This window comes from Gemmobacter lutimaris, assembly GCF_003570715.1.
In the GTDB taxonomy this organism is placed as follows: domain Bacteria; phylum Pseudomonadota; class Alphaproteobacteria; order Rhodobacterales; family Rhodobacteraceae; genus Gemmobacter; species Gemmobacter lutimaris.
On the sequence record NZ_QXXQ01000005.1, the window covers coordinates 219,738 to 238,800 of the forward strand.

Below are 19,063 nucleotides of genomic sequence, written 5' to 3' on the forward strand. Positions count from 1 at the left end.
GCCCGGAACGGGCGGGGGAGGCAGGCAGTAAACAAGGAACGACATAATTTCAATTCTCTAGATGTGTTCCCATGGATTTATACGCCAAATATACGCCGTGCCGCATTGGGCTTCAGGTGAGGTCGTCAAGGCGTCGGATTTTCGCAACCGGCTCAAGGATCGTGCTGTATTCCCCTTGGGCGTCGCGGGTCACGATCAGTTCGTAGAAGTCACCGCGATAGTCGCCGCAGTTCTTGATCTGGTCGTGACCCAGCTTCAAGAGGTCGGCTTGTGTCATATCCGCGCCGGGGATCACACCGATGACCATAGACGCCTCTGGCCGGTTGTTGGGCGTGAACCGGAACTTTCCACCGCCGAGGTCGTGGGCAAGCCGCACTTCGAGGGTGAGAAGGTGGCCGTTCACGATTGCGGTAAACTCGAACTCGGACGCGGGTTCGGTGTTCGTGGCGACATGCCCACCAGCGACTTGGATCATGCCGCTCACGAGGTTCACAGCCCCGTTCGCGGCGCGGAAGCGGCCACCCTTTTCAGCAGTCGGAATGTCGGGCTTGAGGCCGAGCGACAGCCAGCCTTCGTCAATGCCCAGAATGTCGGCCAAGGCCCGCATCGTTCGGGGATTGGGGCGCGTCTCGCCAGAGAACCACTTCCGAGCGGCTTCGGCCGACACGGAAATCCCGTGCCGCTCCGCAAGCGTGTCATACACCCACTTCTGCTTGCCGCGTGGCAAGTCGGTCGGGCAATGAGGGTTGGCTTGGCACGCTTCTTCAAGGCGGTGCGCAAAGGCGGCATCACGAATGACGCCCCGCTTGGTGTTCGGGGCATCGCGGGTTGTGGCAGTCGTTTTCATCGAGATACCTATGCAATTTCCAAGCCGGTAAGGCCACATTTCAACTTACTATTGAATGTGTGAATTACAAGGGTGTCATTCAACTATCTGTGGATAGCGCCACTTTTGGGCTTGACTATCTCAAGCGTGCGTTGCCTCGCCAAGCCATTTCAACCACTTAGACACATCACTGAACCGCATGAGATGCGGCGGCTTCAACGTAGCAACACCTTCGGGCACCTCTCTGCCGAACGCAACGATGAATTTCGATCCGGTTGATCCGCTATAAATGAAGGTGTTCACAGCGTCATCTTCCAGCCAGTTCAGGCCAGATACCGACCATGGCAGTTCGGAATCAGCAGCGTCAAATTTGGGGTTCTTGGACTCGCTTTGGTCAATACTGCGGACACTACCGTCCCGAATCCAAGCCATGAGCAGCGTCCTCCCAAGGTCAAAAGCAATGACGTTAAGCTAGTCTTGATGGGCTGGCGTTTCAAGGCGTCGAGGTTGAAATGTTCTCGTTTTGTTTCAGTGTTCGTGTATTGGATAAAATGCTGTAATTACTATGAAATTTCGATATATGTCGCTTCAAAAATCCGATGCTGAACCGCGTCCTTGTCACATAGAATAGGCAGAATACGTTCGTCGTGAGTGCCTTCCGCCACGATTCTATGGCTGAACACCACTTCGTGCTTCTGGCCCGAACGCCACAGGCGCTTGTTGAACTGCTGGAACAGTTCGAGGTCGGAGTTCAGGCCATACCAGACCGAGATGTTCGAACCCTTTTGGATGTTCAGCCCGTGACCGGCCGATGCCGGGTGAGCCAAGATCATGTCAATCTCGGATCGGTTCCAGGCGTGCATCACCCCGCGAACGTCCTTCGCTTCGTTCAGCACAACGGCTTTGGGGAACCTCTTGCGAATCCGTTCCAGATCGAAGCGGAAGCTGTATGCCACGAGCAACGGCATACCGTTGGCCTCGGCGTGCAGCCCCTCCAAGGCGTCAATTTTGCAATCGTGAATCCAGACGTGGTTGCCGTCCTCCTGGTAGGCCGAGCCGTTGGCGAATTGCAGCAGCTTGTTGGTGAGAACCGCCGCGTTCACCGCGTCAATGTCGTATACGTCGCTGACCAGATTGCGCCGAAAGCGGTGGTATTCGTCCATCACCTTCGGAGGCAGCCTCACCCTGATTTCGTTCTCCACCAGCTTGGGCAGTTCAGCATAGTCCTTGGGGTTCAGGCTGAACATCACATCGCTGAGGCGCCGCATGATTTCCGCCTCAGCACCGGGTTTCGGCGTCACCTCATAGGTGTAGTTGTTTTGGTTGAACCAGCGGTCCATGAACTGCGTCTTGTTGCGACCCAGCCGTTCACCCTGATCCACGATATAGGACAACCCGTAGAGGTTTTGCAGGCCGTTCGGTGCAGGCGTCCCGGTGAGTTCGATCACGGCGCGGGTCTTTTTCCTGGCCTGCACCAAGACCCCGAACCGGGTTAAGGCACGCTTCGGGGTCCGCATCTTGGCGTTCTTCAGCATGGACGCTTCGTCAATGACGATGGTGTCATAGGGCCACCGCTTGCCATTACCGAAGTGCGCCCACAGCCAGGGCAGGTTTTCCTTGTTGACGATGTGGATTTCGGTCGCCTCGGCACAGCGCGCAGCGCGGCGCTTGGCGTCGCCCGTGATCACGGAATAGGTCGTTTCGCAGGTATGGCGCCAAGCCTCAATCTCGTCGGGCCATGTGGCTTCTGCAACGAACAGCGGAGCCACGATCAACACGCGCCGAACCACTCCGGCGTCCAGCATGTCGCGCAGCGCGGTCAGCGTCGAGACGGTCTTCCCGCTGCCCATGTCATAGGCCAGGATCAGACTCGGCGGGCCGTCTGGCGCCCAGATCGTCTTGATCAGGTCCACCGTGACATTCTGGTAGTGCCGCAGATCGTCGCGGCCCAGCTTGCGCGGTGCGTCGTCCAATGACGGCCCGCCGTTGTGGCTCAGCATGGCTGCGGGTGCCACGGTGCGGGCCACAAGCGGGAAGCCGAGGCGCGCCAGAAGGTGATCGAGGGGCGCGGAACTCATCGGAACAGATCGAACGCCGCTTCGATGGAGTCGATCACATGCACCACGGTCCCGGCGCGGCGCAGCTTGGCGATTTCCCGAACCTGATCCGGCCGCAGCGTCTCGCCGGGCGCCTTGTATTCCACGAGGAACGGCCCGGTATCGTCGCGGCTATAGAACTTATCTGGCGCGCCGCGCCGCCCGGTCCAAGCCAGCTTGCGGACAATGAAGCCCGCCGATTTGGCCCGCTTGTCGGCCTGCGCTTCGATGTAAGCCTCTTTCACGCCGCTCGACATTCCGCAGCGCCTCCTTGCAGTAGATCGTTGAAGTGGTGCAGCGGCTTGCCCCATGTGCGGGCCATGGCTGCGGAGATGCCGGGATATGTGGCGCTGCGGGTCTTCCAGCGTTCATCGCTGGGCGACAGCGCGTTCTGGCCGCTGTCTGTCTGGTTCGCCCAGCGTTCCACGGTCTTGCCGCTGCCTCTGGGCCATTCCACGCGCCGACCCGCAACCCGCTGATCCGCAAACCGAAGCAGCGGGCGCAGGTTGTGCAGCCAAAGGCATGTCGCCTTACTGGCGTCGTCACCGAAGTCGTAAGGCTGGATGATCTGATCCGGCTTGCGGATCGCGGTCGAAATCGCGCCAACGGGGTTTTCGATTGCGATGCGGGGCAGGGGCAGGGCCATGATGCGGCGAACCGTCGCCAAGGCTTCCCGACGCGCGCGCGCGCGGGCCTCTCCGGTCAGCGTGCCGGGCTTGACCCTCTGGTGATACCCAACGCCGGGCCAGCGCGCGAAATCAGGCTCATTGAACGCCCAGGCCGCGCTATTGGTCAGATAGGTGCAATCCGGGTGGAACACGCCGAGGTCGAATGTAAGGCCCACAGCGGTAAAGCGCGCCAAGGTTTCGAACACATCGCCCTGGACGTGCCCCCCTGCGGCGGGCCGGAACACCGACCCATCCACCGCAGGAAGAATGTCGCACGACACGACGAAGTGGCCCCGCGCTTCGAAGGCCCGGCGCGTCATGCCGCTGGTTTCCATGCCGATGAACACCCTCATGCCGCAAGGCCCAGCACGGCTTCAGCAATGGCAATCAACGGGGCACGATAGACACGCGGCGCCGCCCCAATGTCACGAAGCATGTCATGGGCCGCGACGACATAGCGGTGCCGGTCCAGATCGTCGGGCACCTCCATGTCGTCGGGCAGCGTCATCATCGGCTGACAACCCTCGGTCTTTGGGACCATGGGGCGGTTGCCGGTCGTCGGGTGGCCCGCCCGCTTCAGGATCGGGTTGCCTTCCGTGGACCAGTAGTATCGGACCAGTTTGCCCAGATAGCGTTCACCGCCGTAGCCGATCAGCGGTCTGGAACGGATCGTCTTGCCCTTGGCGTCGATCCGTTCGTGAGTGCCATAGATCGGTTCGCCCGGACCCCATGTCGCGCCGCCAGTGGCATTGATGATGCAAAGGAACTGCCGCAGATCGGTGCAGCCGAAGATCGTGTCTTCCAGCGGAATGCCATTGCGCAGATAGCCCAGCACGGCATCCGCAACGATGGTCATTTGCGGGTTCTTCTTCAGGCCGTCGCGGCTCGGGTCGTAGTCGGTGTTAGCCTCGCCCCAAGGCAATTCCTTGGACCAGTGATTCGCCAAGGTGCCTTTTCGCTTATATGAACCGTCGGGTTTCAGGGCGATATAGGCGTTGACGCTTTGGCTGTAGACCGAGGCGTATTCCGCGAACTCAAGGTTGAAAGAGGTAAGCCCTTCCCACCATTCGATAATGTCTTGGATCGGGCTGGGTTTCAGCCTGTCGGTGGGTTTGCCCTTGTCGTTGAGAACAAATCCGTCCCATTTCGTGCGGGGGCATTTGAAGATCACGCCGTCGGTGTTTGCGCTGACCACCGGAATACCGGCGAGGTGCGCAGCCTCGATCAGCATGAGCAGAGACAGTTGGCCGGTCAGGGTGACGGAAATCAGCAGGTGAGGCGCGAACAATACTGAGAACGCCGATCCCAATTTGCCGTAGGAACCGTTGATCGCAATTTTCAGACCCTTGTCGGTAGTCTTGTCTTTCGCGCGTTTCGCGGCAAGTCGGCGGTCAATAATTTGCTTGTAGACCGGCAAGAATTGCGGACCCATGGCCTTGGGATAAAGGCCGAGTTTCATAATGATCGACGGGTATTGCGACGCCACGTCAGCGTCGATCAGAACCACGTCGGCGTCGCTATGAACCGAGCGGTTCGACTCGGTGGAGTGCAACCCGCCAATGCCAAGGGTGTATTTCAGGCCGTCGAATTGAATGTCGAAATCTGAGAATGACTTCGGCAGGTCCACCTTGCAGTTCTTGCCGAGGCGAATATCTGTGTTTCGGATCGTTTCCAGAACTTCGCGCATGTATGGCGTCTGAAACTTGATCCATTCCGGCACTTCATAACGGAAGGCGTGGCCCTCGGAATACATCGCCTTTTGGATGCGCTGCCCACGGTGTTCCTCGACGCGGCTTTTCAGGATGCCTTCACCGACCTGCGCGTCGGATTTGGAGCGCAGTTCGAGGCCATAGGTTTTCCCGAGTTCCACGCGCAGATCGAGCGGTTCAGCGAGGCGGCGAAACAGTTCCTCGGTGCCGTCAAGATCGCCGTATTGGCAATATTCAATAACGTCATCCATTTCCTTCGGGGAAAGGATGCGGTCATGCTCATATGGTAGTTCTTGCAGACGCTTCATCTGCATCCGACCAATCAGGGTCTTGAGGCCGTCCCTGACGGACGGATTAGGTTCGAACAGGTCAATGTGATCCAGGTTCTTCGGGATGACGATTTCAAGTTCCCGCTCGGCCCGCCAATGCGGCACGCGGTTCATAATGATGTGGTTCGCCGCGTCCTTCACATCATCCAATGACGCGCCGCTCAGCATTTTGTAGATCACGGGCAAGTCGAAGTTCAGGCTGTTGAAGCCCACGGTCGTATTGCCGCGCAGAATTTTGCGGACCTTTGCGAAATCGAAATAGGTCCGTTCCGAAAACTCGAAATGCGCGCGAACCCCATCCTCGACCCGCTTGATGCCGAGGTAGAAGAAATTTCGGTAAATCTCGGTGTCGATGATGAGGGTTTTGCCCGGCATCAGCGCGACCCGGCACGGCATTGCGGCGGCTCAGGATCGTTCACATCCCAGGCCAAGTTGCACTTCGCGCACACCATTTGGTCACTGTATTGCCGAGCAACACATGCGGGCCGGGTGTCGGCGGCTTGCGCCGCAATGAACCGCTCATAGGCTTCCTTGATCCGCATGTCGCGCGCCTCACAAGCCCAAGAGGTCGTCAATATCGTTCGCCGGGGCGGTCGGAGCGGCTTGATCACGCTTCGGATCGCGCAGCATTTGCCAGTAGCGGGAAACCCATGCGGCTTGGTGCTTGGCGTCATCCAGGGCGTTGTGATGCACGCCGGAGCCAGCGATTTTCGGGGGGCGCATACCGGAGATTTCCGCGATGGTGCGGCAGCAGCGGATGTTCCAGAATTTCCAGATTGGGTTCAGGTCGAGGGCACGCCAGAAGCCGTATTCCAGAATGGTCATGTCGAAGCCGGGGCCATTGCCCCAGACCTTGACTTGATCCCAATTGGTATAGAACCCGGACAGGTCAGCCAGTGCGATGCGCAACGGCGTTGTTCCTGCCACTACGGCTTTGCGTGCCGCCTCACTCTGGGTCAGCCACCATTTCAGCGTTTCGCCGTCAGGAGCGCCGTATTTCAGGGCGTCACTTACGTCGATTGCGCGATAAAACTCTTGGCCCAATGCGCCGGTTTCAGGGTCGAATTTCACCGCGCCGATGGTCAGGATCGGTGCGTTGGGCCGCGTCCCCATCGTTTCAATGTCGATCATCACATGCAGCATTTCGTTGCCCGATCCATAAAAGGTTGATTGGCGCCCCGCGTTTTACGGGGCGCCAGAATGTTGAATCAGATGCCCAAGTCGTCATCACCGCCGGAAGACGACCCGCTGCCCAGATCGTCTTCGTCGTCGCCGTAGTCATCGAACTCGGAGTCGTCCATGTCGCCGCCAGCGAACTCCTCGTCACGCTTCCAGAATTGCAGAGCGTCGCATGTCACGAAGATGCCGTTGCCGCCCTTGTCCTGCGACTTGATCGGGAACAGGTGGAAATAGGCGATGGCCCAATGGCCTGAGCGGAACAGGTCCAGTAGGATTTCTTCATCGTCAATCTCGTTGCCGCGCCGGTCGCGGAACTTGAACTTCCGGTCGTTGGTCAGCTTGAGATAGCGGGTATCGGCATAGCCGCTGCGCACATCACCATCTTCCGTAAGGTATTTGTCGCCGTCGAACAGCGGCCAGCGGCCTTTCGGGCCATCGTCCAGTGCGGTCTTGAATTTCGCCGGTTCCTTGCCGGGAAATTCCTTGCGCATGAAGTCGATGATCCCTTCGTTGATCACCTTGATCGACGCTGCGCCCTCGGTCGTGTTCTTGTAGAGCAGCCCGTTGGTCCGGTATTTCAGCGAACCGTTCTCGAAGCTGCGGGTCTTTTCAAAGCCCTTGAAGAAACTCAGGCGAACCAGGGCTTTGATGCGGCCGGTCTGAGGATTGAAGGTAGGTTTGAAGGACATTTGGTTTCCTCGTTGGTTGGTTGGTCGGTTTCAGGGTTAAAGCGTGCCCAGATCGTCGCCGTAGTCCTCGAAGTCATCGACAAGCGGCGCGATTGCGTCTCGCTTGTCCTCGATTGGCGCGATGGTGGGCTTGGGGTCTTCTTGGGTGATAAATCCGCCCGGAAGTTCAGCGCCTTTACCCATTGCCTTCAGGGCTTGGGTTGGCGTGATCAGCTTTTTGTTGAACGTGGCGTCAAGGCCGAGACGCTGTTTCAGGAACGCCTCGGCCGCGCCTTCGGTGGCCCACTTTCGCGGGGGCATTCGACCGTATACCGCCTTCTGACCAGCGGTCGGGCCGTTGTCCAAGAGGTGTTGCAGCGCCGCGCCGCCGATGAAGTTCAGCCATTGCTCAATCTCGCGCTTCTTCGTCGCAAGCGCGATGATCCGCTCAGGAGTAAGGCCGTCGATCTGCGGCGGCGCCCACTGTTCCGGCGCGTCGAGGTCGTCAAACTCAAGGTCAAGCAGATCGAACATATCGGCGTTGTGCGCCGGGCAACCGCCCTTGCGGTTCGGCAGGTTCGCGGCGGGGCACCACGCGCAACCCTTCTGGGTCGGGATAAGCGGGGCGCTTGGGTCAGTTGTCGCCGCAGCCTTGACCCGCAGTTCCTCACCGAAGGCCAGTAGTTCATCCAGCGTCACTTCCCAATAGCCGCCACCGGCCGGATGGCGGGGCTGGTCGATGATGATCAGGAACATGGTCGCGTCGGTGACGTGCCGCGCGAAATTGTCCCAGAAGCCCAGGGCGTAAATCATCTGCTGGGTGTTCTTCACCGCAGATACCGGGACGCCTCGGCCATACTTCAGATCGGAAATGACGATGAGGTGACGCCCAGCCACACCGGAGTCGAGCGTTCCGAACTGGCCCGGCATCCAGCGGCTCAGATTGATGCGCTTTTCAACGAACACCTCACCATCGAACTGGCGAATTTCGTCAATTCCGGGCTGTAGGAAGTCAGCCATTTCGGCGTCGCATTCATAGAGCGCGCCGTTGACCCTGACCTTGGTTCCAATGAAGTCATAAGCATCGAACCCAAGATCAAGGCATTGTTCCCTGATCCAGTGGGCCGCAGTCCCCTCATCTGCAAATGTGCTGGATTCATTGGGGTAATTCTTGGTGAAGTTCACCGCGCCGGGGCACGACAGCCACCGGCTAGAATCCGATGGACCGAGGCGCGCATGGGCGCGACCAGTGTTTCCAAATGGTGCAGACATTTCGCTTTCCAAGGCTTTCGCCGCGTGGGCCGCAAGTTCGGCTCACAGAGGGAAAGCCTTGGCCCGGAGTAGGGCCAAGGCATGTGGACTCACTCGACGGCAAGAAGTTCGTCGGCGTGGAACCAGCGGTCTTCGGCACGGCCGTCGGCCGAGGTGTATTCCACGAGGTATTGCGGCATGTTGGACCGCAGGTATTCGGCAAAGCCGGTGATCCGGCCCGTTTCGCCGCTGCGTGCGATTTTGACGTTCTGGCCCATCTCGAAATTGGGGTTCATATCGTTTGCTCCGTCTGATGGATTTCGCGGGTCGTGGACCGCGCCGCGCGTGCATCAGTCGGCACGCGCGGCGCAGCGATACTTCCGGGCTTAGATGCCCAGATCGCCTTCGTCGGCCCCACCTTCCGGCTCGGGATCGGCGGCAAGACGGCCCACGCCGAAGCCCTTGTCGGCCTTCTTCGCCTTGTCGTTCAGCCAGCCGTGCAGCTTGGTGATCTTGCCGTCATCGCCGTCCAGATCGGGCAGGGCCTTGGCGCCGAGTTGCTTCAGCACGTTGCGCAGCGCCTCTTTCCGGGCCGTCACCTCGGGGTGGATGCCATCGGGGTTTTCGGCGTCTTCCTCCTTGGCGAACTCACCCAGCCAGTCACCGAGGTCGGACTTCAGCGCGGCGAAGGCGGACTTTTCCGGCTCAGCCTTCGGTTTGTCGGCAGCCTTCGGTTTGTCGGCGGCCTTCGGCTTGTCAGCAGCCTTCGGCTTGTCGCCGGAAGCGGCGGCGGGGGCGGCGGCCAGGACGGCTTCCAGCGCGGCGGTATTGCGGTTCAGGGCTTCGATCAGCGCGGTTCCGATTGCTTCGATGCTCATTCGCTTTGTCTCCAAGACTCAGGGTTGGGTTCGTCGTGCTGACCGTAGTAATGGCGTTCAATTCTCAGTGCAACAAAAAGTTGACTAGGCAACACATGACGGATAGGCAAAGAGACGCAACGAACTTCAAGAGGTGTATCCCATGGCCCAGAGCGACGAAGACTTGCTCGGCATTGCGGGCGGCAAATATCCCGCGCAACGCAAGGCGACGCGCAATTCCGGCGATCTGGGGCAGTTGCACGCCCTGCTTCGTCGCGGGCTGCCGGATTTTACGCATGACGGAATCTTTGAGGCGAAGCGATTCGCCCGCACCATCGGCGTCAGCTACCAGGCGATCTATAAATGGTTCGACCGGGAGCGGATTTCTCCAAATCGCGTGGCCCGGATCATTGAACTTTCGGAGGAAACGACGGAATGGCCCGAAGGCTTCGTGCCGCTGAAGCGCGATGACTTCTGGCCGTTCATGGGGAACGCCGACAGCCGCGCAATCTGAATCTTGCGCGGTGATCGAGCATGTTGGAACAGGCGGTCGGCCTATCGGAAATCGGCTTTGCGCTGCATTGGCTGCATCAGCGGTCAAAGCGGCCCATCGGCAAGGATTGGGCGAATAAGCCCGTAAACTCGCCCCAGAAATTGCGGGATACATTCGACCCCAAGTTCAACTTGGGTGTCCGTCTCGGAAAATGGTCAAACCTCAGCGGGTTTTTCCTTTACATCATCGACGTTGATATTCGTAAGCCCGAACTTGCCCAGGACGCGCTGGACAAGCTGGGCGACATGCTGCCCGAATTGAACACGCATGTCGCGCCCTGCGTCGTGTCGGGTTCGGGGGGCGCAAGCCGTCACTATTACCTGCTTTGCGACAAGCCTTTCCCGTCACGGAAGTTCGCCCATAGCCCCAGCTTCACGCTGGTATGGGATGACGACAAGGGCCGTGACGTTAAGAAGTGGGATTGGGAACTCCACTTGCTTGGCACTGGTTCGCAGGCCGTAATTCCGCCCTCGATCCACCCCGATACCGGCAAGCGGTATAAATGGATCAGGGAGTTTGACAGGTTCGACTTCGAGTTCGGCGCAATCGACCCGGTTCCTGCCGAAGCCTTGGAGCGGCTTGTCGGCTATGAAAGCGTTGGGGAGATAAACCCCGAACGCCTTCGGCCCATGGGGCTGAGCCTGAGCGACATGCGGGATTACCTCGTTGACCTGCCGGTTGAAACGTGGGTCGAGGACCGTGACGGCTGGTATCGCCTCGGCATGGCGATTCACCACGAAACGGCGGGCAGCGTTGCGGGTTTCGACCTGTGGTGTGAGATTTCGCGCCAGTCGAAGAAGTTCGATGAGCGGGACTCCAAGCGGGTCTGGAAATCGTTCAGGGACCGCAGCGACCGCCTGCCGTTCCGCATGGCTTCTATCGTGGCCGTGGTCAACGACATGCGGATGGAAAGCGAGTTCGAGGACTACGGCGAGGATGATCTTGACGCCGAGGTGGCGGCGGCCCGCGCCGAGGACGAAGGCACGACGCCGGGCATGTTCGATGACCTGTTGGGCGACGCCAACGGGAAGGTGCCGGGTCGCAAGCCCTCGAAGTCCCAAGTGGCTCTGGCGCGGCAGCAAGCCGAAGATGCGCTTGGCAAAGAGGTGCCGAAATGGATCAGGCGCATGAACCAGAAGCACGCCCTTCTTCGCAACGAGGGGCGGACTGTGGTGATGGATTTCAAGGCGAACGGTGACGTTGCGTTCGGCTCTGTGTCCGATCTTCATCAGCTATATGAAAACGACCGGCGCCCGAAAGACGATACCACGGTGCCGGTGTCGAAGCTGTGGATGCAGCATAGCGGGCGAAGGACTTACCCCAATGGGGTGGTGTTTCTGCCAGGCAAAGACCTCGAAGGGACATACAACTATTGGCAGGGCTTTTCCGTTGAGCCTGACGGCACGAAGTCGTGCGCGCTTTTCCTGCGCCACCTCCGCGAAGTCTATTGCCAGAACGACGAAGACCTTTTCAGTTACCTGATCCGGTATTTCGCCCATCTGGTCCAGCAGCCCGAGGACAAACCGGGGGTCGCGCTGGTGGTTCGCGGCGGCAAGGGCTGGGGCAAGGACACGCTGTTCGAATACATCGGGCGCCTGTGCATGAACCACTACGTCGGCGTGTCGCACAAGGATCATGTCGTCGGCAAGTTCAACCACCACGTTATGAAATGCCTCGTCCTCCACATGGAAGAAGCATTTTGGGCCGGTGATAAAGCCGCCGATGGCCAGCTAAAGAGCCTGATCACAAGGCCGACGATCCTCATCGAACCCAAGGGGTTGAATCCCTTCACAATGAACAGCGTGCTGCGCCTGTTCATCACATCGAACGAAGATTGGGTTGTGCCAGCGACGCCGGGCGAACGCCGGTATTGCGTGTTGGACGCCAGTTCGAAACATAAGGGGAACCACGCCTATTTCCGCGCATTGCGGGCCGAGATGGACGGCGATGGTCCTGCGGCATTGCTGTATCACCTCCTGAATATCGACCTCACCGGCTTCGAAGTAAGGGAAGTGCCGAATACCGCTGCCTTGGGTGAACAGAAACTTCAGGGCCTCAAGAACGTGGACCGCTGGTGGTTCGACGTTCTTCAGCAGGGTTACATCGAAGGGTTCGGCCGCGAAGCGGACAATATCGACACGCTGTCATGGGCCAATGGCGAAGTGAGAGTTGCGAAGGCCGAATTGCGAGAGGTATATGAGCGGTGGCTGAGAACTAGGCGCTATGACGGCGAGGCGCTTTCCCCGGTCCATTTCACGAAACGCCTGCGCTACCTGCTTCCCGGTATGGTATTGACCAGGTATCGCGGATCAGCGGGACTCGCCCAGGGGTTCGTAATTCCTGATTTGCAGCGCGCCAGGACCGAGTTCGAAACCGCCATTGGATCGGTGATCAATTGGGAAGGCGAAGGCGCCGTTGTCGATGAAACGGAAGACGATGATCTGAGCAATGGCGAGGGGGATTGAGGCGCGCCATGCCAGCGTATCGCTCAGACGCCGAGACGCAAATCCGCACCGCCGTTGTTGAAGAACTGCGCCGCGTCATGCCCTGCGCCCGCATCATCCATGAGGTGAACGCTTTCTCGTTCGGCAACCGGATCGACGTGCTGGCCGTGGCAACGGATCGGATCGTTGCGGTTGAAATCAAGTCGGAGCGCGACAAGCTGGACCGGCTGGAACGCCAGATCGAGGCGATGCGCGGCATTGCCCATGTCACCATCGCCGCGCTTCACCAGAGGTTCTTGCGGCGATCCCACCTGGACGGCTTGACTGCGCCCGACGAGGCCCGTGGCGCGCTTGTGTGGGTCTATCCCAGGGCGACGCGCCACGGTCATCCCGAGGTGGGCCAGAGGTGGCTCATGCCGGGCCAATGGGGTGGTGCCGCGACGCACCGCGATATGCGGCTCAGGGATGGCTCCAAAGCCGTGACGATGCTTTGGCGCGACGAATTGATTTCGATCTGCCGCAGGGCCGGGATTGAGCGTGTTTCGGCGCTACGCATGGACGAACTGGCCGACTTGATCCGCTGGCGGCTGACCGGGGCAGAGATAACCCGTGCGGTGTGCCGCGAATTGCGGCAACGCCGCTGTGCCGAGGCCGATCCACCGATTTTTGATGATTGCGGCGCGGAGCCGCCGCGCGATCCATTCGAAGGGCTGTTGGGATGAGCGTTGTGGCACATTGCGATGAAACGCGGCGCCGCGTCAGGCTCACGCTCTGGGCCTATGCCTACGAGTTTCGCCATGACGCCTTGGTGCCTGACGCGGTGTTCGACGCCGAGGCCCGGCGCGTCGATCTGAGCCGCAGCACCAGCCGCCCCGATCTGGACCAGTGGTGGCGCGACAACTTCGATCCCAGCACCGGGGTATGGATCAGGCGCCACCCCGAACTGACCGTTGTGGCGCGGCTCTATGTCACGCTGAAGCGCGCCAAGCGGGCCTGGTTGATCCGCAGCCTGTTCCGCGATGTTCTGGGGTAGTGATGCCAAAGGCAAACAGTCGAGCGTAAGCTCTGAGCGGCATCACTACCCCAGCGTATTTCCTAGTCACTGTCGCGCAGTGCGTCCCTCAGAGCGTCGTCAACCATTTTGTCGAAGGTCAGTTGGTCAGGATCGTCCTTGCCGTAGGGGTAGTTCGGCTCCGCGTCCAGGATCACACTCCTGATGAAGTCCCCCTTGAGTTCCCCTGCCATCATCTTCCCGAGACGTTTGGCAACGTTGGTTTCAATTTTTGCCCGCTGTCGATCCATCTGTTCAACTGCGTCAGTCAACCTGCTGAGTGCGTCGATGAGTAGATCGCTCGGGTGAACGCCATCGCTGTTAAGCGCAAGCTTGGCACTGGAAAGTTGACGTCTAATCTCAGCGAAATCATAAGGTTGTGACATGACTTTCCCTAACTTTGTTGTTCGGTGTAGCACCTAGCTTGATACTATATGCCTTGCGAGATTACACTCAACCGCAATTTGAAAAACGGAGGTGGGAATGAGTTCACCGGAAATTTGGGCGACGGTAGTGTTTCTTGGAGTTTGCTTCCTGAGTTATCTAGTTTACGGCCCTGCGCCTTCATCCGAACTGCATGACACAAATTCTGGGGAGGTTGTCAGTTTAATTGACCTTGGATCGCGTGCTCCCAAGGCGGCTGGCATATACCATGCTGTTTTGATACGACAATCTGGTAATGTTTATCGCGATCTTGGGCTATTTCCGTCGGCGCAGGCGGCACTGGCCGAGGCGTGTAAATCTTTTCGTAGGGCGAGCGTTGAGATGGTGCGTATTACACATTGCGACGAGACTTCAATGGCGGTCTATCGCAAAATTTACAATTTTCGGGGGCGAGCGGAAGGCAAAAAATTAGCAGGCGTCACTATCAGGCTTGTTGAAGCTGCTCCCTCGCGTCCCATTGATCAACTGGAAATTAGTTTCCGGGATGCTGAGAATAAGGGGGGAACAAAATGGGTAGTCTACTTCAATTACCGTTGCAAAAAGTGCGGAGGAACAAAAATTGAAACACCGGATGCGAAGAATGAACTTGGCGTGGTATTTTGCGAAGGGTGTGGGCATAATTTTGGAACTCTTGCGGAGGTATCCGAGTTGTCCAATAGAAAAGCCGAATATGAGGTTCTACGGTTAGAATCAGAGCGGGCCGGAGGGAGGTGAAATAGGAATGAAGAAGTTCCACTGCACCGCGCCACTTATCATCGGGGCGAACCGCTATGCCGCGAAGTGCTTCCGCTGCGGCAGGCGCATCGAACCGGGCCAAGGCCAGGTCATTGCGCCTAGCGCCGCCATGGACGCGGTGTGGCACGCCAGTGGCACGGGCTGGCATACCGGCTATCCCCAGCGCGTGCTTGTGACGCAGCACGCGGAGTGCGCCGCGATCTGGGGCGGCTCGACGCATCATCGCATCCATGGGCCTTGCCTCGCCCCGCCGCTGTGAAACGCCCGCTCTGCGGCCCTAGAAACGTCCTTCTCTGGCATTGTCGCAGAACTCGTCTAGCCGCTTCGTCCGGTTCAGATGGGTGATGATTTCCCTGGTCCGTGCTTCAACCACTTCGGTGGCGGCATCGGTGCTGATCATCATGTGCCGCGCCCCGGTGGCGCGTTCCAGATCGGCTTGGAGCGGAACGGCTTGGCCCGAGACAGGGGTGAGCGTGGCGCGGACCAGCGCAAAACCTGTGACGCGCCACGGGGCGCATGTTTCACCACGACCGCCATTCTTCTTCGCCATGAGCCACATTCTGCGCACCCCTTGCCATGGATTCCATCGCCTCGATCCTATTCCGTCGCGGTGCGCCGAAGCGAGGCGTGACGCGGGCCGAATTTGGGCCGTTCAGGGTTGTTACCCTGAACAGTTCAGGGTAAAAAATCGCCACCCTGAACACCTAAGTCTATGATATTTATGACGAAAAGACTGGTGTTCAGGGTGTGCAGGGTAAAATTGGGGAAAATCGCCAGGAATCTGGGAAAAGCGTCTCAAAGTAGTTCAATGATTAAACTATATCAGATTTTCAGGAATCAGGATGAAAAACCACCATGAACACCCTGAACACCCTGAACACTACCATATATTCCAAGTAAAATATAATAAATATATATACTTAGGGTGTTCAGGGTAGTGTTCAGGGTAAACCCATATGTTCAGGGTAAACCTTCCTTCGTTCGATCCTATATTATTTCAAGCCTAAATAGTTGCAAATGCAATTGAATAGGATCGAACGAGTGGGGTATTTTGATACCACTGAAAATGGGGGTAAAAATTTCGGGTCGCCCCGGCTCAAAATCCGTCGATACGTTCCATCCGTCGATAGGATCGAACGGAAAACCGGGCCAGCGATGGAACCTATCCCATCCGTCGATACGTTCCATCCGTCGATAGGATCGAACGGCGGGCCAGCCGACAGCATCACCCCGGTTCACAGCCGTGGCCCGGTTGTCGGTTGAGCGTCAGTCTCGAAATCGACGCGGATTGTCAGTAGGTCGTCGGTTTGGAAAGTGGCACGGCCGCAGAACCGCAATGCCGCTGAACCGGAGTGCCGTCAGACGCGGGGAATTGGGCGTTTCCACCGAAAAAACTGAAAAAGTGCCGATCAACCGAGCCTCGGAGCCTCCCCCCGGCAGGGCCTGGGCCGGGAAGGACCCGAAGCCAAGCCCTGCCGGGCCAGCGGATCGACGGGGGAACGGATCGACGGGGGAACGGATCGACGGGGGAACGGATCGACGGGGGAACGGATCGACGGGGGAACGGATCGACGGGGGAACGGATCGACGGGCCAGCGGATCGACGGGCCAGCGGATAGACGGGCCAGCGGATCGACGGGCCACGCCGGGCCAGACGGATCGACGGGGGAACGGATCGACCGGCCCGGCGCCTTGGCGTGCTGATCCTCGAGCGGCTGGCGTGCTGATCCTCGAGCGGCTGGCGTGCTGATCCTCGACCGGCCCGGCGCCCTGATCCTCGACCGGCCCGGCGCCCTGATCCTCGACCGGCTGGCGCCCTGATCCTCGACCGGCTGGCGCCCTGGCGCCCCGATCCTCGACCGGCACGCGGCGCCCTGGCGTCAAAACTTGTTATTGCCCGATCAACAAAAGGTTGACCGCGTAACGCGGCAATGGCAGATTAAGACGTGACGCGAATCTAGGGGAATTGAAATGATCAAAGATGAATTGACCATTTGGCGCCTGACGTGGAGTCATGCGACCGGCGTTTATTGGCTGGCAATGCGCCTTTGCCAGCGTGACGACTCCGAGGCTTGGCTGGATATTTTCCGCAAAGATGAGCGCGGCGTTACCTTTGCGGCAAGCCGCAAGAAACCCGCTTTGCCTGACAATGCGCGCCAAATGGCGCGGCATGTTGCAATGTTTCGCTGATAGGAGTCGATCCGATGAAAACCAGTGTAACCAACAAAATCACCACGGGGCATTTCAGCCTGCGCGACTCCTTTGATATTCCCGCAGGCACGCCGGTAATCTTCGGGGCGCCGGATTGTGACGGGAAGCCTTTCCCGCATTGGGTGCTGGCCGAAGAAACCGCCGCGCGGCTTTCCGGCAATCCGCACGACGCCGCGCGGCGGTTTATCGTGGTGCATCCCGATCACGTCACCCCGGCGCCGGGTGACGGCTACGCCGCACAACTGGCTCATAGCCGCGCCAATTTGCCAACGCTGGCCGAAGTCAGGGCCATGGCCCGGCGTGAAAAGCGGGAAATTGTGCAGCGCGTGCTTATGGCGGATGACACAATTGCCTGTATCAAAGCTGGGCCGCGTGGCGGCCTGAAGATTCTCGGCCGGTTTTAAGGGGAGTCCAGACAATGCGCCCCCTGATCACTGGCCCGAAGCTGGCAACCGATGAATATATCTATTCGCGCGGCAAGGCGTCGCGCGACGCGGCCGAAGAACGGATTGAGTCGCTGATCTGTGAAGGGGAGATAAGCCCGGCGGAAAAGCCGCGTGCCGCGCGTTACACGCTGGCCGATGGCGTCACAGCACGCTGGGCCATTGTTTTGACCGATACCGCCCTTTCGCCCTACGTCTGATCCGCACGCCAGCACGCCAGCACGCCAGCACGCCAGCACGCCGGGCCGCCCTACATAGGGCGGCCATTTGCTTTTCTGGCCCGGCGCCCCGATCCTCGACCGGCTGGCGTGCTGATCCTCGAGCGGCCCGGCGCCCCGATCCTCGACCGGCCCGGCGCCCCGATCCTCGACCGGCCCGGCGCCCCGATCCTCGACCGGCCCGGCGCCCTGATCCTCGACCGGCTGGCGCCCTGATCCTCGACCGCCCCGGCGTGCTGATCCTCGACCGGCTGGCGTGCTGATCCTCGACCGGCTGGCGCCCTGATCCTCGACCGCCCCGGCGCCCTGATCCTCGACCGGCTGGCGCCCTGATCCTCGACCGGCTGGCGCCCTGATCCTCGACCGGCTGGCGTGCTGATCCTCGAGCGGCTGGCGCCCCGATCCTCGAGCGGCCCGGCGTGCTGGCGTGCTGATCCTCGACCGGCTGGCGCCCTGATCCTCGAGCGGCTGGCGCCCTGATCCTCGAGCGGCTGGCGCCCCGATCCTCGAGCGGCCCGGCGTGCTGGCGTGCTGATCCTCGACCGGGCTGGCGCCCTGGCGCCCTGATCCTCGACCGGGCTGGCGCCCTGATCCTCGAGCGGCTGGCGCCCTGATCCTCGAGCGGCTGGCGTGCTGGCGCCCTGATCCTCGACCGGCCCGGCGTGCTGATCCTCGAGCGGCCCGGCGCCCTGATCCTCGAGCGGCCCGGCGCCCTGATCCTCGACCGGCTGGCGCCCTGATCCTCGACCGCCCCGGCGTGCTGATCCTCGACCGGCCCGGCGTGCTGATCCTCGAGCGGCTGGCGTGCTGGCGTGCTGATCCTCGAGCGGCTGGCGCCCCGATCCCCGACCGGCCCGGCGCCTGATCCTCGAGCGGCTGGCGCCCCGATCCCCGACCGGCCCGGCGCCTGATCCTCGAGCGGCTGGCGCCCCGATCCTCGACCGGCCCGGCGCCCTGGCGTGCTGATCCTCGAGCGGCTGGCGCCCCGATCCTCGAGCGGCCCGGCGCCCTGATCCTCGACCGGCTGGCGCCCCGATCCTCGACCGGCCCGGCGTGCTGATCCTCGAGCGGGCTGGCGCCCTGATCCTCGAGCGGCTGGCGCCCTGATCCTCGAGCGGCTGGCGCCCCGATCCTCGACCGGCTGGCGTGCTGATCCTCGAGCGGCCCGGCGCCCCGATCCTCGACCGGCCCGGCGCCCCGATCCTCGAGCGGCTGGCGCCCCGATCCTCGACCGGCTGGCGCCCTGGTGTCAAAACCCGTTATTGCGTGGTCAACAAAAGGTTGACCGCATAACCTGAAACCGGCAATCTAAACACACGGCGAATCGCGCCTGAAAGGAACGCAGGAATGGATAACCTTTTGCCTTTTGCGAACCATGCCA

The 19,063-nt window shown here is 60.1% G+C and carries 24 protein-coding genes; 10 read left to right on the forward strand and 14 right to left on the reverse strand.

Annotated elements, in window-relative coordinates; all coding sequences use genetic code 11:
* Window positions 1–112: 112 nt before the first annotated feature.
* The 12 genes from D2N39_RS11365 to D2N39_RS11415 form a co-directional block, all read right to left on the reverse strand.
* A complete protein-coding gene (locus D2N39_RS11365; RefSeq protein ID WP_158589808.1) occupies window positions 113–847 on the reverse strand; it encodes a helix-turn-helix domain-containing protein in 735 nt (244 codons plus the stop codon).
* 120 nt (window positions 848–967) lie between these two features.
* Window positions 968–1,258 carry a hypothetical protein gene (locus tag D2N39_RS11370; RefSeq protein ID WP_119134892.1) on the reverse strand — a complete coding sequence of 97 codons (291 nt, stop codon included), beginning with the start codon at window positions 1,256–1,258 and terminating at the stop codon, window positions 968–970.
* A 131-nt stretch (window positions 1,259–1,389) separates the two neighbouring features.
* A complete protein-coding gene (locus D2N39_RS11375; protein ID WP_199725242.1) occupies window positions 1,390–2,904 on the reverse strand; it encodes an SNF2-related protein in 1,515 nt (504 codons plus the stop codon).
* Window positions 2,901–3,179: a VRR-NUC domain-containing protein gene (locus D2N39_RS11380; RefSeq protein ID WP_119134893.1), complete on the reverse strand. Its 279-nt coding sequence runs from the start codon at window positions 3,177–3,179 to the stop codon at window positions 2,901–2,903. The genes D2N39_RS11375 and D2N39_RS11380 overlap by 4 nt, the downstream gene beginning before the upstream one ends.
* Window positions 3,164–3,943 (reverse strand): hypothetical protein, encoded by a 780-nt coding sequence (locus D2N39_RS11385; protein ID WP_119134894.1) that lies wholly within the window; start codon window positions 3,941–3,943, stop codon window positions 3,164–3,166. Before D2N39_RS11385 ends, D2N39_RS11380 begins: the two co-directional genes overlap by 16 nt.
* Window positions 3,940–6,003 carry a hypothetical protein gene (locus D2N39_RS11390; protein ID WP_119134895.1) on the reverse strand — a complete coding sequence of 688 codons (2,064 nt, stop codon included), beginning with the start codon at window positions 6,001–6,003 and terminating at the stop codon, window positions 3,940–3,942. Before D2N39_RS11390 ends, D2N39_RS11385 begins: the two co-directional genes overlap by 4 nt.
* Entirely contained in the window at window positions 6,003–6,170 is a 168-nt protein-coding gene (locus D2N39_RS22870) for a hypothetical protein (protein WP_158589809.1), read from the reverse strand. Before D2N39_RS22870 ends, D2N39_RS11390 begins: the two co-directional genes overlap by 1 nt.
* A gap of 10 nt (window positions 6,171–6,180) precedes the next feature.
* On the reverse strand, window positions 6,181–6,771 hold the full coding sequence (locus tag D2N39_RS11395; protein WP_119134896.1) for a 3'-5' exonuclease: 591 nt from the start codon (window positions 6,769–6,771) through the stop codon (window positions 6,181–6,183).
* A 65-nt stretch (window positions 6,772–6,836) separates the two neighbouring features.
* Window positions 6,837–7,496 (reverse strand): ssDNA-binding protein, encoded by a 660-nt coding sequence (locus tag D2N39_RS11400; RefSeq protein WP_119134897.1) that lies wholly within the window; start codon window positions 7,494–7,496, stop codon window positions 6,837–6,839.
* A 36-nt stretch (window positions 7,497–7,532) separates the two neighbouring features.
* Window positions 7,533–8,747, reverse strand: a complete 1,215-nt coding sequence (locus D2N39_RS11405; RefSeq protein WP_147373472.1) for a DUF2800 domain-containing protein — start codon at window positions 8,745–8,747, stop codon at window positions 7,533–7,535.
* Between the two features lie 89 nt (window positions 8,748–8,836).
* Window positions 8,837–9,022 (reverse strand): hypothetical protein, encoded by a 186-nt coding sequence (locus D2N39_RS11410; protein WP_119134899.1) that lies wholly within the window; start codon window positions 9,020–9,022, stop codon window positions 8,837–8,839.
* Between the two features lie 90 nt (window positions 9,023–9,112).
* Entirely contained in the window at window positions 9,113–9,604 is a 492-nt protein-coding gene (locus tag D2N39_RS11415; RefSeq protein ID WP_119134900.1) for a hypothetical protein, read from the reverse strand.
* 142 nt (window positions 9,605–9,746) lie between these two features.
* Here D2N39_RS11415 and D2N39_RS11420 point away from each other — a divergent pair, with 142 nt between their 5' ends.
* The 4 genes from D2N39_RS11420 to D2N39_RS11435 are packed head-to-tail and all read left to right on the forward strand — an operon-like array spanning window position 9,747 to window position 13,613.
* Window positions 9,747–10,097: a helix-turn-helix domain-containing protein gene (locus D2N39_RS11420; RefSeq protein ID WP_119134901.1), complete on the forward strand. Its 351-nt coding sequence runs from the start codon at window positions 9,747–9,749 to the stop codon at window positions 10,095–10,097.
* Between the two features lie 20 nt (window positions 10,098–10,117).
* Window positions 10,118–12,601: a DUF5906 domain-containing protein gene (locus D2N39_RS11425; RefSeq protein WP_119134902.1), complete on the forward strand. Its 2,484-nt coding sequence runs from the start codon at window positions 10,118–10,120 to the stop codon at window positions 12,599–12,601.
* Between the two features lie 8 nt (window positions 12,602–12,609).
* Window positions 12,610–13,302 (forward strand): NERD domain-containing protein, encoded by a 693-nt coding sequence (locus D2N39_RS11430; RefSeq protein WP_119134903.1) that lies wholly within the window; start codon window positions 12,610–12,612, stop codon window positions 13,300–13,302.
* On the forward strand, window positions 13,299–13,613 hold the full coding sequence (locus tag D2N39_RS11435) for a hypothetical protein (RefSeq protein WP_119134904.1): 315 nt from the start codon (window positions 13,299–13,301) through the stop codon (window positions 13,611–13,613). Before D2N39_RS11430 ends, D2N39_RS11435 begins: the two co-directional genes overlap by 4 nt.
* A 62-nt stretch (window positions 13,614–13,675) precedes the next feature.
* Here D2N39_RS11435 and D2N39_RS11440 read toward each other — a convergent pair whose 3' ends face one another.
* Window positions 13,676–14,017 carry a hypothetical protein gene (locus tag D2N39_RS11440; RefSeq protein WP_119134905.1) on the reverse strand — a complete coding sequence of 114 codons (342 nt, stop codon included), beginning with the start codon at window positions 14,015–14,017 and terminating at the stop codon, window positions 13,676–13,678.
* 97 nt (window positions 14,018–14,114) lie between these two features.
* Here D2N39_RS11440 and D2N39_RS22670 point away from each other — a divergent pair, with 97 nt between their 5' ends.
* Entirely contained in the window at window positions 14,115–14,789 is a 675-nt protein-coding gene (locus D2N39_RS22670; RefSeq protein ID WP_147373473.1) for a hypothetical protein, read from the forward strand.
* 7 nt (window positions 14,790–14,796) lie between these two features.
* The gene (locus D2N39_RS11445; RefSeq protein ID WP_119134906.1) at window positions 14,797–15,069 is read left to right on the forward strand and encodes a hypothetical protein; all 273 of its coding nucleotides are present in this window, start codon (window positions 14,797–14,799) and stop codon (window positions 15,067–15,069) included.
* A gap of 18 nt (window positions 15,070–15,087) precedes the next feature.
* Here the strand turns inward: D2N39_RS11445 and D2N39_RS11450 are convergent, their stop codons facing one another.
* Complete coding sequence (locus D2N39_RS11450; protein ID WP_119134907.1) at window positions 15,088–15,360, reverse strand: hypothetical protein; 273 nt, start codon at window positions 15,358–15,360, stop codon at window positions 15,088–15,090.
* Window positions 15,361–16,781: 1,421 nt separating this feature from the next.
* Between D2N39_RS11450 and D2N39_RS11460 the strand changes: the two genes are divergently transcribed.
* The 4 genes from D2N39_RS11460 to D2N39_RS23565 all read left to right on the forward strand — a co-directional run bounded on the left by D2N39_RS11460 (window position 16,782) and on the right by D2N39_RS23565 (window position 17,898).
* A complete protein-coding gene (locus tag D2N39_RS11460) occupies window positions 16,782–17,000 on the forward strand; it encodes a hypothetical protein (protein ID WP_119134908.1) in 219 nt (72 codons plus the stop codon).
* Window positions 17,001–17,014: 14 nt separating this feature from the next.
* Window positions 17,015–17,425 (forward strand): hypothetical protein, encoded by a 411-nt coding sequence (locus tag D2N39_RS11465; protein WP_119134909.1) that lies wholly within the window; start codon window positions 17,015–17,017, stop codon window positions 17,423–17,425.
* A 14-nt stretch (window positions 17,426–17,439) separates the two neighbouring features.
* Complete coding sequence (locus tag D2N39_RS11470) at window positions 17,440–17,664, forward strand: hypothetical protein (RefSeq protein ID WP_119134910.1); 225 nt, start codon at window positions 17,440–17,442, stop codon at window positions 17,662–17,664.
* A gap of 108 nt (window positions 17,665–17,772) precedes the next feature.
* Window positions 17,773–17,898 (forward strand): hypothetical protein, encoded by a 126-nt coding sequence (locus D2N39_RS23565; RefSeq protein ID WP_267899573.1) that lies wholly within the window; start codon window positions 17,773–17,775, stop codon window positions 17,896–17,898.
* The last annotated feature ends 1,165 nt before the right edge of the window (window positions 17,899–19,063 follow it).